Below are 12,819 nucleotides of genomic sequence, written 5' to 3' on the forward strand. Positions count from 1 at the left end.
CGAAGGTCCTTTCGAAGGTAAGGGGCGGCCTTCGCATGCCGCTTACGTTTAACCTAGCAGCGGCAGCCGTGTTCCCAGGACGCGGGAACGGCGTAGCCTGGCGGCTGGCGGCCAGCCGGGCAGTACAGCCGTTCCCCTAAACTTTGAATATGGCCGACTCGCTGACCCCGCCGCAGCGCAGCGCCAACATGGCCAAGATCCGCGGCAAGAACACCAAACCCGAACTGGTGGTCCGCAAACTGCTGCATGCCAAGGGATACCGCTACCGCCTGCATGGCAGCTCGGGCGGCGCTAAGCTGCCGGGCAAACCGGATCTGGTCTTCGCCGGACGGCGGAAGGTGATCTTCGTCAACGGCTGCTTCTGGCATGCCCATGACTGCAAGGTCGGCCGGCATGCGCCGAAATCCAACGCCGGATTTTGGGAAGCCAAACGGTCGCGTTCGGCTGCCCGCGACGAAGCCCAGAGGTCGGCGCTGCAGGCGGCGGGCTGGCAGGTCCTCACCGTCTGGGAGTGCGAGTTCAAGAAGACCGGCGATCTGGCTGCGCTCGAGGACAAGCTGGTCGCTTTCCTGGCCTGAGCCGGCCCGCCGATGACTAGCCGAGGAATCGGGCAGTCGCCGGCTCGGCACCGCGACGGCCGACGACCCCGATCACGGACAGGATCCGTCGGCCGTGTCCGAACTTCTCAGGCGCCGGCCAATATTCCCACCTCGGCGTGGGCGCGGATGCCCGTCCGACGCCGAGACTTGGATTCGAGGACACAGATTCAGCCTGGTTCCGGACTATTCGGCCCCGTGTGTAGTTGAGTGCCGAGTTTCCTATTCGACGGGGCGCCCGAGCGACTCCAGGTCGTGGTCTGACCTGGAAACCACTGCGCGCTCTTTTTCGAAGTCCTGGCTTCGGCAGAGAAGCCAGTAGATCAGGCAGCCGACCGGAATGCCAACGAAGAAGGCGATATCGACGCCGCCAAGGGCCTCAGCCACTGGCCCCTGGTAAAAGCCGACGTTCATGAAAGGCACCATGATTAGCAAGGTCACGAGGTACGCGCTGATCCCCCGCCAGTTCCACAGTCCATACACGCCGTCCTGCTTGAACATTTCGGTCACAGAGTAGAACCCGCGTCTTACTACGAAGAAATCCGTCAGGTTTACCGAAGTCCACGGGGCCATCAGGTACCCGACTACCATCAGGACCGTCGCGAAACTGGTGTTGAGGAAGTCCTCCGGAATCAGGATGGCGGCGAACGTGCCGGTCACACCGATGACGAGGATCGTGACCACCCGCAGCTTGCGCGTCAGACGGATCCGGCGAATGCTATCCAGAGCCGTGATGAGCGTGAGCGAGCCGCCGTAAGCACACATGGCCATCAGCCCGAGAAGGCCGAGCCCTCCGCTGATGAGCATGAGCTCGCCGAGCCCGGGGAACACGTATCCGCCGGTGATCACGAGGCCGCTGACGATTCCCTCCGCGGGAAGGAGGGCTGCGCACACCGCTCCGACGCTCATGAAGGCGAACAGACCAAAGAAGAGTCCCGTCGACGTGACCGCGATGATGGCCGGTTTGCTCGTCGACGCCGGCATGTAGCGCGAGTAGTCGGAGACAAAGAACGCCCAGGTCAGCTGGTACCCGGTGGCGGCGGAAACCACGACCAGGAAGGGCCCGACGGTGAAGGACTGGGAAAGGTCGAACAGCTCAGCCGGGATACTCCCGCTCGCTGCCAGCCCGATGACGTAGACAAGGATGACCGCGACCAGGAACCACGTGATGACCCGCTGGGCTGTATGAAGCCAGTGGTAGCCGAAGACGGCCAAAAGAATCGCGGCGAGGCACACGATAACGGCCCAGAACTGCGGAACGCCGCCGGCGAGCTGAGCGGCGGTGGCGCCGAGCAGGTTGCCGCCTAGTACGATGTACCCCCAGTAGACGATGATCGCCATTACCCAGATGAGTAGCGCTCCGTAGCGCCCGAACTGCGGGCGGGACTGGATCATCTGCGGCAACCCGAGATGAGGGCCCTGTGTCGCGTGGGCCGATACCGGGATGGTGCCCAGGAACGTACCGATAGCCAGGGCAATGAGCGTCCATCCCAGATTCAAGCCAAGTGCGATGCCGATGGCGCCCGTGGCCAGGGACAGCAGTTGGGCGCTGCCCGCAAACCAGATTGTCGCTTGGTCGGACAGCCGCCCCCGTCGTTCGCCCAGCGGGACGTAGTCGATCGACCTCGTCTCGACCCGGGAGAGGACGCTTGGCTGCCTATTGGAAGTAGTATCGATCATTTCTGCAACTCCTTTGTTGTTTTGTTGACGGGTCGGGCCCGTCGGACCTGCTACCGATCCAATTGGCTCCGTGTTCAACTCGCTCGGGCATCGGGGTATGGGAACCACCAGAAGTCCTGTTCGGAAGAGTTCGGATCAACCATGACGAGCTTGGCGTGTCGGAAGGTGTCCAAGCCTTCGGCGCCGAGTTGCCGACCGATACCCGAGAGCTTCCGCCCTCCGAAGGGGCCGGCGTCGTTGTCTAGTAGCGGGGCATTAACCCAGACCATGCCGGTTACGAGCTCCCGTTGTGCGCGATGAATTTCCACGATGTCGGTTGAGTAGAGCGTCGCTCCTAAACCAAAAGGTGAAGCATTAGTCAGGTTGAGCGCCTCGTCGAAGCTCGAGACCTTATAGACGGGCGCGATCGGGCCGAACACTTCCTGCCCATACAGGTCCATGTCGGAGCTGCAGTTCTCGATGATTGTGGGGGTGAAGAAGAAGCCGCCCGCGAGGGCAGGATCCATCTGCGGCCGAGCGCCGCCCGTGACTAAGTGAGCTCCCTGCTCGATGGCTCTCGCCAGCAGACGCTCGACTCGGTCCCGCTCCCGAGCGTTCTCCATGGGGCCGATATCGACATGATCGAGGCCATGGCCTACCCGAAGCTCCTTGACGTTGCGGACGAACGCCTCCATAAACTCGTCATAGACTTCCTGGTGCACAAGGATCTTCTCCGCCGAGGTGCAGACCTGACCGCAGTTGATGAACGCTGCGAAAGCGGCTGCACGAGCAGCCACGTCAACTGGTGCCGATGGCATGACGATAAAGGAGTCGCTACCGGAAGCTTCGATTAAAAAAGGCTTGAATTTGTCAGCGCAGGTCTTCGCCACGGTCCGGCCGGTTGCGACACTCCCGGTAAACGCGACCATGTGCGTTTCAGGGTGCGCCACCAACTGTTGCGCGGCGGCCGGTCCACCAGGCACACATTGCACGAGCCCCGGATCGAGATTTTCGAAGACCTCCATGAACGTCAGCGTGGTCAGAGACGCGTTCTCCGAAGGCTTGATGATGACTGCGTTCCCTGCCGCAAGGGCAGCGGCCGCAGACCACATCATCAGCAGGACAGGGAAGTTCGCGGGAAGAATGATGACGGCCGTTCCCATAGCCTCCTTGACGGTGAAATGTGACTGCCCGTCAACGGTGCTGCCATGGATCGAACCGATCGAATGGCGGCCTATCTCGGCGTAATAGCTGAGCGCCGACGCACCCCAACCCATCTCATCAAGGGACTCCTTGAACGGTTTGCCCGTCTCAACGGTCATAACCTCGGCGACGAGTTCGGAGCGCTCGCGGATCCTGGCGGCCGTCTCATGCAGCATCTCAGCGCGGACGAGCGCCGTGCGCGCGTTCCAGCTCCTCTGGGCCGCATTGGCAGCAACGACAACTGACTCGACCTGTTCCTCCGTCGGGTCTGTGAAGCTGCCGATCTGACGTGCCGTCGCAGGATCGAGAACCCGCTCGCGGCGCCCACCTTGAGCCGGGAGCAGACCTTGGGCCCCGAAGATCTGGTCAGAAACGCGGTGAAGAGTCTGAGTTGCTTCAGCAGAGGGAGTCCTCTGGGGCGCGATGACCGGATTAACGGACGTCATTTGTCGTCTCCTTCAGTTGCACTGCATGTGTCCTAACTCATGCAACTCGAGGGAGGTGCGGCCACTCAACTGTACTTCAAGCCAAAATCATGCTTCCGGCTGTTTGGGAGGCTAGTTCCGGAGGTGGAGCACACGGTTCTCGCCAACGCGTGCCGGTGGATGAAGCAGTCGGGCATCGAGACGAGCCGCCCTGAGACCTGCGGCCTCGTTTCATGGATAGTCCACCAGCGCCGGCTTGACCGGCTTTGAGCGAAGGGGCGCGCGTGAAGGCTTTTCGTCCAATGATCTAAAACAGATCCTGTGGCTGTATTAGGATCCAGTGCTATGGCTGCGACAGAGACCGTCCTGAAAGTTCAAGACCTGGTATCGACCACCAGCCTGGGGATCAATGTCCTGGCGGGTGAAACAGGCTTGGACCGGGAAGTGCTTTGGGCGCACAGTTGCGAAATGCAGGCTCCGGAGCAATGGCTCGGTCCGCACGAACTTCTCATGACCGTCGGCCTCTGCATTCCCGTCGACCCGGGCAATCAGGTCGACTTCATCGGGCGACTCGACGATGCTGGCCTCGCCGGCCTCATGATCGGTGACCATGAGACTGCACCAGTCGTGTCAGAAGCGATGCTTGAGGAAGCAAATCAGAGGAAATTTCCCGTCCTGCTTGCCGCCGCGCAAACGCCCTACGCTGTCGTTGCGCGCCATGTCGCAGCTGCGACTTCCTCATCACAGATTCTGCAGGTACTCAAGCTCAGCAAGCTCTACCAGATCGCCGCGACGGCTGATGATGATGCAGGCAAGTTAGTACAAGACCTGGCATCCTTCCTGCGCATCGGCCTCCGCGTCAACGATGGCCTCACCGGGATGACCGTTCTTGAAGCGGACGTGGCACAAAATATGGAAGTGGACCGGTCGCAGCGGAAGTATCCGCTGCGTGGCACCCACGCGGCCGAACTCCTGATATTCGAGTATCCACGAGAGGCGCTGGAGAGTTTCATCCTGGTACATCTCATGAAGGTCCTCGAAATCAGCGTTGATCGGGTCCTCGCCGCAGTTAACCATCGTGCTGAAGCATCTGCGCGCGCCTTGGGTCAGTTACTGACTGGTGCGTTCACTTCCGAGGTTGAGGCTTTTTTGGGCGAGCACCAAGCATTAAGCGGATTTCAAGTGGCAGCCTTTTGCTCCGGAGAAGGAGAGCGCATCGCTCGGGGAGTAGCACTGCGGCAACTACCAGTTCTTGTGGGGGCCGGACCAACGGACCACCTTGCCCTCATTCCCTATGAGAACATCGAGGACTTTCAGCGATTTGTGGAGCCGACGCACGTTCGCTTCGGTGTGTCTTCGACTTTTACGGATCATCGGGACGTCAGGACGTTTGCAGACGAAGCGATTCGAGTGCTTGCCGCCGCTCAGTACAGCGACCGGCTGTGGATCGAATTCGAAGGGACTACTATCGCAGTTCTCTCCAGGTCGCGCCGCGAAGCGGATGAGATTATCGCCGGTGTACTGGGCTCACTTGCCGAATCATCTGCCACTGCCACCAAGCTCAGAGACACGCTTTTTGCTTATCTGCGGAACGACCGGCATTGGCAGAAAACCGCCGATGAACTTGATATTCATCGGCAAACCCTCGCCTACCGACTTAACCGCATCGAGCAAGAATCCGGACTGAGTGTGACCCGTTCGGCTGACCTATCCGCGTTTTGGATTGCTTACCAGGCGTGGGAGGCAACCAGGGACCGCTAGTGGTTGTGTCGTCCTGCGCAGTGGTTGGACGCCCGATATGTGCGGGGATCCCGGTCACGGAGCAGACCGTTTTATTCCGGGTGCACCGCTGAGGCGCGGGCTTCAGGTCGTCTCGTGTTGGACGTGGGAATAGTTTTGCGCGCGCATTCATACAATAAACGGATCCGGCTGGCCCCGGAGCGGGACTAGGCTCGGCTGAAATACCACCGTTACAGCGAGGAGATGGGCCAGATATGGTGCTGCAGGCCGACTACAATCCAGGTTTTGTCAACGGAGAGGTCTCATTCTGGATGCGGAGCATCGGCCTCCCGGAGAGACGGCCCTCACTCGACGGGGATACGGCGGTCGACGTGGCGGTCATCGGTGGAGGCCTCACCGGCCTCTGGACCGCCTACTACCTCAAGAAAGCACAACCGGAGCTGGAAATCGCCATCCTCGAACGGGAATTCGTCGGTTTCGGAGCTTCCGGACGCAACGGTGGCTGGATGAGCGCTGAGCCTGCCGGGCAATTTAGGCGCTATGCGAAATCGGGCGGCGTTGAGGCCGCTCATAGCTTGCAACAAGAGATGTTTGGTGCGGTGCGGGAATCGGTCAAGGTCGCCCAAGACGAGGGATTTTCCGCTGACCTGGTGCACGACGGGCTGATCCATGTCGCAACTAACGCCGCCCAGCTGTCCCGGGCACGCCACCACATCGACGAGATGAGAACGCAGGGGTGGGGTAACGAGGACGTCTTCGAACTCGGCCCCAACGAACTTGATGGGCGAGTCGGGGTGTCCGGCGCGCGAGGCGGGTACTGGACGCCTCATTGTGCGCGCGTCCATCCTGCTAAGTACACCCGTGGACTCGCCAATGTCGTCGAATCGCTGGGAGTCCGGATCTACGAGTCGACGACGGCTCTCAGCACTGGGGCGCACCGTGTACAGACAAACTGCGGAGTGGTGAACGCAAAGTTCATTGTCGAGGCGCTGGAGGGTTACACCCTGTCGCTGAAGGGCAAGGCGCGGAAACTGTTGCCGATGAACAGCAGCATGGTCGTCACGGAGCCGCTCGACGCGCAACAGCTTGAAGCGATTAACTGGGCTGGCGGAGAACTCGTTGGTGACGTCGCCCATAGCTTCACCTACATGCACCGGACCCAAGACGGGCGTATCGCCATCGGTGGCCGGGGCGTACCGTACAACTTCCGATCGAGCTTCGACCGAAACGGGCGAACAGCCGATGCGGCGGTAGCCCAGCTGAGGCACAGGCTCATGGAGCTTTTCCCCGCGCTGGCGAACGTCCGCCTCGAGCAGTCATGGTCTGGCGTCTTGGGCGCGCCCCGGGACTGGTGCGCTTCCGTGAACTTCGACCGCGCTACAGGCATCCTCTCCGCCGGAGGGTACGTGGGGCATGGTCTCAGCGGCACTAACCTCGCAGCGAGGACACTCCGCGACCTCATCCTCGGCGAAGACACGAAACTGACCAGGCTTCCCTGGGTGGGCCGGCAAGCTCGCAACTGGGAGGTCGAACCGATCCGTTGGATCGGCGCGACGGCGCTCTACGCGGCCTACAGGCATGCGGACCGTCGTGAATACGCCACTGACGCTCCCACCACCCACTGGCTCGCACGTACCGCGAACCTCGTCAGTGGCCGCTAAAATCGTCCACTTCCCCCGCCGGGCGGCCCCCTCTGCTGGGCGGAGGCGAGAAGGCGGAGGTCCGCCGGCGACGGTCACGCAGCATCTTGCTGAAGACCGTCGCCGCCGCCGACTTGACCAGACGGTTGGACGCCGCTTTAAGAGTCAGCCGACCAGGTGCGTGGGTGCGAACATCTTGAGCAGGGTCTCCACGACGACGACGTTCGGTCCCTCGGCGGCAAAGCTTTCCTCAAGCGCGGGGCCGACGTCCTCCGGTGCCACCCGGCGTGCGGGCACGCCAAAGGCCTGCGCCAGGGCAACAAAATCCGGCCGGGCCAGTTCCGTGGCCGTCGCCCGGCCGAACGCGCCTTCCATATATTCGCGCAGGATGCCGTAGCCGCCGTCGTCCACAATCAGCCAGGTGACCGGCAGGTTGTGCTGGCGGACGGTGGCCAGCTCGCTGATCGAATACATGGCCGAGCCGTCGCCGGAGACGGCCAGCACGCGCGCCGGCTTTCCTTGGCTGGCCAGGCCGACGCTGCCGCCGATGGCGCCGGGAAAACCGTAGCCCAGGCCGCCGGCGCCCTGGGCCGAGTGGAACTCCCCGTCCCGCGAGTCCCAGCAGCTCCAGGCCCAGTAGGCGGAGATGGTCATGTCCCAGAAGGTTTGCATGTCGTCCGGCACGGCCTCGCGGATATCGGCCATGAAGGTCCGCTCCTTGGCCAGATCCTGGCTGTCCAGGCGGGCCTGCACCTTGGCCAGCGTGTCCTTGACCAGCTGCTCGGGCGTTTGGCCGTGCCAGTCGGGTCCGTTGCCCGGATCGCCGGAGACGGCTGCGTCCAGCGCCTGCAGGGCCTGGCCGGCGTCTGCGCGGATGCCCAGGGCGGGGCCGTTGGATTCGAGGACCCGGGGTTCGGCGTCGATCTGGATGATCCGTCCCCGCGGTTCCATCGTGAAATAGTTGCTCGTCACTTCGCCCAGCGACGAGCCCACGACCACCAGGACGTCGGCATCTTCGAGGACGTCGGTGACGTATCGGTCCTCGACCCAGGACTGCAGCGAGAGCTCGTGGTTCCATGGGAACGCGCCGTTGCCGCCCGGCGAACAGACCACCGGGGCACGCAGCTTTTCCGCGATGGAGCGCAGCCACGGTTCGGCCTTGCCCCGGCGGGCTCCGCCGCCGGCGATGATGGCCGGCCGCTTGGCCTCGGAGAGCCAGTGGACGGCTTCCTTGACCAGCTCGGTCCGCGGCGGATTGTCGAATGCCTCGGCCAGCGCGTCCTCCACCGGCGGCACCATGATCGGGTCCAGCAGCACGTTCTGCGGAACCTCCACCCAGACCGGACCCTGCGGCGACGAGATCGCTTCGGTCCACGCGTCCTGGATGGCCGACGGAATGCCGGAAGCGTGCTGGATCAACCGCTGGCTCTTGGTGACGTTGGCCGCCGAGGCCTTCTGGTCGTCAAGCTGGTGCAGCATGCCCTTGCGGCGCGCGCCCAAGCCTTCCAGCGGAATCTGGCTGGCAATGACCACCATCGGCACGCCGGTGGCGTAGGCCTCCTGCAGCCCGGCCAACGAGGTCAGGGCGCCGGGGCCGGTGGAGAGGAACAGCACGCCGACCTCGCCGGTGGCACGCGAGAACCCGTCGGCCGCGAAGGCGGAGTTGTTCTCCACCCGGGAGGAGACGAAGCGCAACGACGACCGGGACAAGGCGTCGAACAAGCCCAGGGCATGCTGTCCCGGGATACCGAACACCGTGGTCGCACCCAAGGCGCTGAGGGTTTCTACGACGAGGTCCCCGCCATTGCGGACGGTCGGTTCGGCTGAGGCCGCTTCGGTGGAGGGGGCTTTTCCTGCTGCTGTCATTCGAAGGACTCCTGATCCAATCCGTTGCCGCTGCCTACGGCGGCGCCCGCGCCCTTCAGCGCCTGGGCACTGTAGCCGTTGCCGGACCCACCGCCGGACGCGTTGTCGGCCATCAACGAGACGAGTTCGTAGGCCACATGGCTGCCGGCCACTCCTGTCATCTCCGCGTGGTCGTAGGCCGGGGCCACTTCCACCACGTCGGCGCCGACGAGGTTCATGCCGCGGAACCCGCGGATGATTTCCAGCAGCTCCCGGCTGGTGATGCCGCCGGCCTCCGGGGTTCCGGTGCCGGGTGCGTGGGCGGGATCCAGCACGTCGATGTCGACCGAAATGTAGAGCGGGGTGTTGCCGATCCGGTCACGCAGCTTGGCCACCACGTCACGGACGCCCTCGTAGTAGACGTCGGAGCTGGTGACAATGCCGAAACCGAAACGATGGTCGTCGTCGAGGTCCTTCTTGCCGTAGAGCGGGCCGCGGGTGCCCACGTGGCAAATGGCCTCGGTGTCCAGGATGCCTTCCTCCACCGCGCGGCGGAACGGAGTGCCGTGCGTGTACTCGGCGCCGAAGTAGGTGTCCCAGGTATCGAGGTGCGCGTCGAAATGCAGCATGGCGACCGGGCCGCCGGCACGCTCGGCGGCCGCGCGGAGCAGCGGCAGCGCGATGGTGTGGTCGCCGCCGAGGGTGACCAGCTTGGTGCCGGAGTCGGTCAGGTCGAGGGCGTTCTGCTGGATGGTCTCGATGGCTTCGTTGATGTTGAACGGGTTCACTGCCATGTCCCCGGCGTCGGCCACCTGGACCTCTTCGAACGGGCTGAGGTCCCAGGCGGGATTGTACGGTCGCAGCAGCCGCGAGGCCTCGCGCACGTGGTTGGCCCCGAAGCGGGCGCCGGGACGGTAGGAAACCCCGGAATCGAAGGGGACTCCGACGACGGCGATGTCCGCCTGCTGCACCTGGTCCAAGCGGGGCAGCCGGGCGAAGGTGGCGGCTCCGGCGTAACGCGGGATGCGGGACGAATCGATCGGGCCAAGATGGCCGTTGGCTTCCACACGAAGCTCTTCCATGGTTCTCCTCTGAGGGGCGCGGGCGGGCAGCGGGTCAGTTGCGGTTTGCGGGCGGCGCGAGGTCAGCTGCGACCGACTCGGGTGGTTGCCTTATGTGCAACATCTGTTGCCTGTGATGTTATTTGTGGTGGGGGTAACAGTCAAGACCGCGGGGTGCGGCACGAGCGCTCGCGCGGTCCGGGCACGCTAGCGCGCGGCAGCCGGGACCAACGTCCAGGTGACGATGGCCTCTTCGTCGCTCTCGTTGATCCAGGTGTGCGGCTCCCGCCCGGAGAAGGAAATGGTGTCGCCGGCGCCGAGTTCATAGCGTTCAGAGGTGAAGACCAGGGTGATGCTGCCGGCGATCACATGCAGGACATCCACGTCGCAGTCCACCGAGTAGAGATCGGCTTCCCCGCGGCCGTGCGGTTCGATCACGGCACGGATGATCTGCAGCCGGCGCTCGTGCCGGGCGGTCAGCAACTCCTCCTTGATGCCTTCGCCGCCCAGGTTGATCCGCGGCCCCTCCCCCGCGCGCGAGACGTGTGTTTCCGGCATCGAGAAGAGGTCCCCGATGGAGATCGACAGCACCTGGCACAGGGTGACCAGCGATGCCACCGACGGCGAGGTCAGGTCACGCTCCACCCGGCTAAGGAATCCTTTGGTGAGCCCCGTCGAATCCGCCACCTGTTCGATGGTCATGCGCTGGCCCTGGCGTGCGGCGCGGATCCGCGAGCCTATGGCCACCGGGTCATTGCTGGGTTCGACTGGCAGTGCCTTCACTAATCATCCTTCTCGGTGCAGAGTTGACGGACACGGCGTGCAGGGCACTACTCTCGTCGAGACCCCGGCAGCCTGGCCGAGTTGACGTGTGCCCCGTGCCACATTTAGCTTAACACTCAACACTTGTTGCCTCACAGGCAATTTCCGGCATGTCGTCCCGCGCTATTCTCGCTTGGAGTCCCCCATGGACAGTCAAATCGTCAACGTCGTGATTGTGGTGGCCTATCTGGCCGCCATGCTGCTCTTCGGGTGGTGGGGCAAAACCCGCACCAAGAACACCAGCGACTATCTGGTGGCCGGCCGCCGCCTCGGCCCCGTCCTCTACACCGGCACGATGGCCGCCGTCGTCCTGGGTGGAGCCTCCACCGTCGGCGGGGTGGGCCTCGGCTACAAGTGGGGCATCTCCGGGATGTGGCTGGTGGTCGCGATCGGCTCCGGCGTGCTGCTGCTGAGCCTGCTCTTTGCCCCGACCCTGCAGAAGCTGAAGATCTACACCGTGGCACAGATGCTTACGCTGCGGTACGGCGTGCACGCCACGAAGGTGTCGGGCATCGTCATGCTGGCGTACACGCTCATGCTCTGCGCCACGTCCACCGGGGCGTACGCCACCATCATGGTGGTGCTCTTCGGCTGGGAGCGCTGGCTGTCCATCGCCGTCGGCGGCGCCATTGTGCTGATTTACTCCACGGTCGGCGGCATGTGGTCCATCACACTGGCCGATATGGCCCAGTTCATCATCAAGACCGTCGGCGTCTTCCTGCTGATGCTGCCGTTCACATGGTCGGCCGCTGGCGGGCTGGACGGCATCCGCGGGCGCGTTGATGCGGAATTCTTCTCGCTGACCGGCATCGGCGTGCAGACCATCATCACCTACTTCGTGGTCTACACACTGGGCCTGCTGATCGGCCAGGACATCTGGCAGCGCGTCTTCACCGCCCGCAATCCCGGCGTCGCCCGCTGGGGCGGCGCAACGGCCGGCATCTACTGCATCCTCTACGGAGCCGCCGGTGCCCTGATCGGCATGGCAGCCTCCGTGGCACTGCCCGCCATCGAAGTCGAGGACGACGTCTACGCGGACGTGGCCATGAACCTGCTGCCCATCGGCATCGGCGGCATTGTGCTGGCCGCGGCCGTGGCCGCGATGATGTCGACGGCGTCCGGCTGCCTGATTGCCGCGGCGACCGTGGCACGCGCCGACGTGGTGCCGTTCGTCGCTTCCTGGTTCGGCAAGCACGTCCACTACGACCACGAGAACACCGAACACGACGTGGCCGGCAACCGGTGGTGGGTCTTCGGATTGGGTGCGGTCTCGATCCTGCTGGCCATCGTGGTGCAGGACGTGGTCGCTGCGCTGACCATTGCCTACGACATTTTGGTGGGCGGCCTGCTGGTCGCAATCTTGGGCGGGCTCGTCTGGAAGCGCGGCACCGGCCTGGGCGCCGCGTGGTCCATGGCGGCCGGCACCATCGTCACGCTGACCACCATGATCGTGCTGGAAGTCAACGCCGAGGAACAATATGCCGGCGTTTACGCCAACGAACCCATCTACTACGGCCTGATCGCCTCCGCGCTGGTCTACGTGGGAGTATCGCTGCTCACGAAGCCCACTGATGCCGCCGTGCGCCAGGCGTGGGACCGCCGGGTGGCGGGGCAGGCGACGGAGGAAATCCCGGTCGAAGGTCCCGACGAGGTCATCACGCGCTGAGGCTCCTGCCCATGTCGCGTTAGGAGACGCCGACGGTCGGGGCGGTCTCAAGGGACCGCCCCGACCGGCTACAATGGAGGTTGCGAAGGGGAGTAGCTCCACCGCCGCGCGCGTAACGCGCACCGGGCGTGGAGGCCTGTCGACATACTGGCCAGCGTGTGC

At 63.8% G+C, this 12,819-nt stretch carries 9 protein-coding genes; 4 read left to right on the forward strand and 5 right to left on the reverse strand.

What is annotated here, in order from left to right; genetic code table 11:
• Window positions 1–149: 149 nt before the first annotated feature.
• Complete coding sequence (locus tag AC5RUK_RS16575; protein WP_494152865.1) at window positions 150–578, forward strand: very short patch repair endonuclease; 429 nt, start codon at window positions 150–152, stop codon at window positions 576–578.
• Between the two features lie 240 nt (window positions 579–818).
• Here AC5RUK_RS16575 and AC5RUK_RS16580 read toward each other — a convergent pair whose 3' ends face one another.
• Both AC5RUK_RS16580 and AC5RUK_RS16585 read right to left on the reverse strand, forming a co-directional pair.
• Window positions 819–2,276 (reverse strand): purine-cytosine permease family protein, encoded by a 1,458-nt coding sequence (locus tag AC5RUK_RS16580; protein ID WP_494152866.1) that lies wholly within the window; start codon window positions 2,274–2,276, stop codon window positions 819–821.
• Between the two features lie 74 nt (window positions 2,277–2,350).
• Window positions 2,351–3,904 (reverse strand): aldehyde dehydrogenase family protein, encoded by a 1,554-nt coding sequence (locus AC5RUK_RS16585; RefSeq protein WP_494152867.1) that lies wholly within the window; start codon window positions 3,902–3,904, stop codon window positions 2,351–2,353.
• A gap of 324 nt (window positions 3,905–4,228) precedes the next feature.
• Between AC5RUK_RS16585 and AC5RUK_RS16590 the strand changes: the two genes are divergently transcribed.
• On the forward strand, window positions 4,229–5,644 hold the full coding sequence (locus AC5RUK_RS16590; RefSeq protein WP_494152868.1) for a PucR family transcriptional regulator: 1,416 nt from the start codon (window positions 4,229–4,231) through the stop codon (window positions 5,642–5,644).
• A 233-nt stretch (window positions 5,645–5,877) separates the two neighbouring features.
• Window positions 5,878–7,284: an NAD(P)/FAD-dependent oxidoreductase gene (locus AC5RUK_RS16595; protein WP_494152869.1), complete on the forward strand. Its 1,407-nt coding sequence runs from the start codon at window positions 5,878–5,880 to the stop codon at window positions 7,282–7,284.
• 144 nt (window positions 7,285–7,428) lie between these two features.
• Here AC5RUK_RS16595 and AC5RUK_RS16600 read toward each other — a convergent pair whose 3' ends face one another.
• The 3 genes from AC5RUK_RS16600 to AC5RUK_RS16610 form a co-directional block, all read right to left on the reverse strand.
• Window positions 7,429–9,129 carry a thiamine pyrophosphate-binding protein gene (locus AC5RUK_RS16600; RefSeq protein WP_494152870.1) on the reverse strand — a complete coding sequence of 567 codons (1,701 nt, stop codon included), beginning with the start codon at window positions 9,127–9,129 and terminating at the stop codon, window positions 7,429–7,431.
• Entirely contained in the window at window positions 9,126–10,190 is a 1,065-nt protein-coding gene (gene speB, locus AC5RUK_RS16605) for an agmatinase (RefSeq protein ID WP_494152871.1), read from the reverse strand. The genes AC5RUK_RS16600 and speB overlap by 4 nt, the downstream gene beginning before the upstream one ends.
• 186 nt (window positions 10,191–10,376) lie before the next feature.
• Entirely contained in the window at window positions 10,377–10,952 is a 576-nt protein-coding gene (locus tag AC5RUK_RS16610; RefSeq protein ID WP_494152872.1) for a helix-turn-helix domain-containing protein, read from the reverse strand.
• A 184-nt stretch (window positions 10,953–11,136) separates the two neighbouring features.
• Between AC5RUK_RS16610 and AC5RUK_RS16615 the strand changes: the two genes are divergently transcribed.
• Window positions 11,137–12,657 carry a sodium:solute symporter family protein gene (locus tag AC5RUK_RS16615; RefSeq protein ID WP_494152873.1) on the forward strand — a complete coding sequence of 507 codons (1,521 nt, stop codon included), beginning with the start codon at window positions 11,137–11,139 and terminating at the stop codon, window positions 12,655–12,657.
• The last annotated feature ends 162 nt before the right edge of the window (window positions 12,658–12,819 follow it).

The sequence above is a fragment of the Arthrobacter sp. Y3223065 genome, assembly GCF_059090885.1.

Excerpts from the sequence above, each read along its gene's own strand:
- AC5RUK_RS16575 (WP_494152865.1), top strand. The coding sequence starts at position 150 with ATGGCCGACTCGCTGACCCCGCCGCAGCGCAGCGCCAACATGGCCAAG.
- AC5RUK_RS16580 (WP_494152866.1), bottom strand. The coding sequence starts at position 2,276 with ATGATCGATACTACTTCCAATAGGCAGCCAAGCGTCCTCTCCCGGGTC.
- AC5RUK_RS16585 (WP_494152867.1), bottom strand. The coding sequence starts at position 3,904 with ATGACGTCCGTTAATCCGGTCATCGCGCCCCAGAGGACTCCCTCTGCT.
- AC5RUK_RS16590 (WP_494152868.1), top strand. The coding sequence starts at position 4,229 with ATGGCTGCGACAGAGACCGTCCTGAAAGTTCAAGACCTGGTATCGACC.
- AC5RUK_RS16595 (WP_494152869.1), top strand. The coding sequence starts at position 5,878 with ATGGTGCTGCAGGCCGACTACAATCCAGGTTTTGTCAACGGAGAGGTC.
- AC5RUK_RS16600 (WP_494152870.1), bottom strand. The coding sequence starts at position 9,129 with ATGACAGCAGCAGGAAAAGCCCCCTCCACCGAAGCGGCCTCAGCCGAA.
- speB (WP_494152871.1), bottom strand. The coding sequence starts at position 10,190 with ATGGAAGAGCTTCGTGTGGAAGCCAACGGCCATCTTGGCCCGATCGAT.
- AC5RUK_RS16615 (WP_494152873.1), top strand. The coding sequence starts at position 11,137 with ATGGACAGTCAAATCGTCAACGTCGTGATTGTGGTGGCCTATCTGGCC.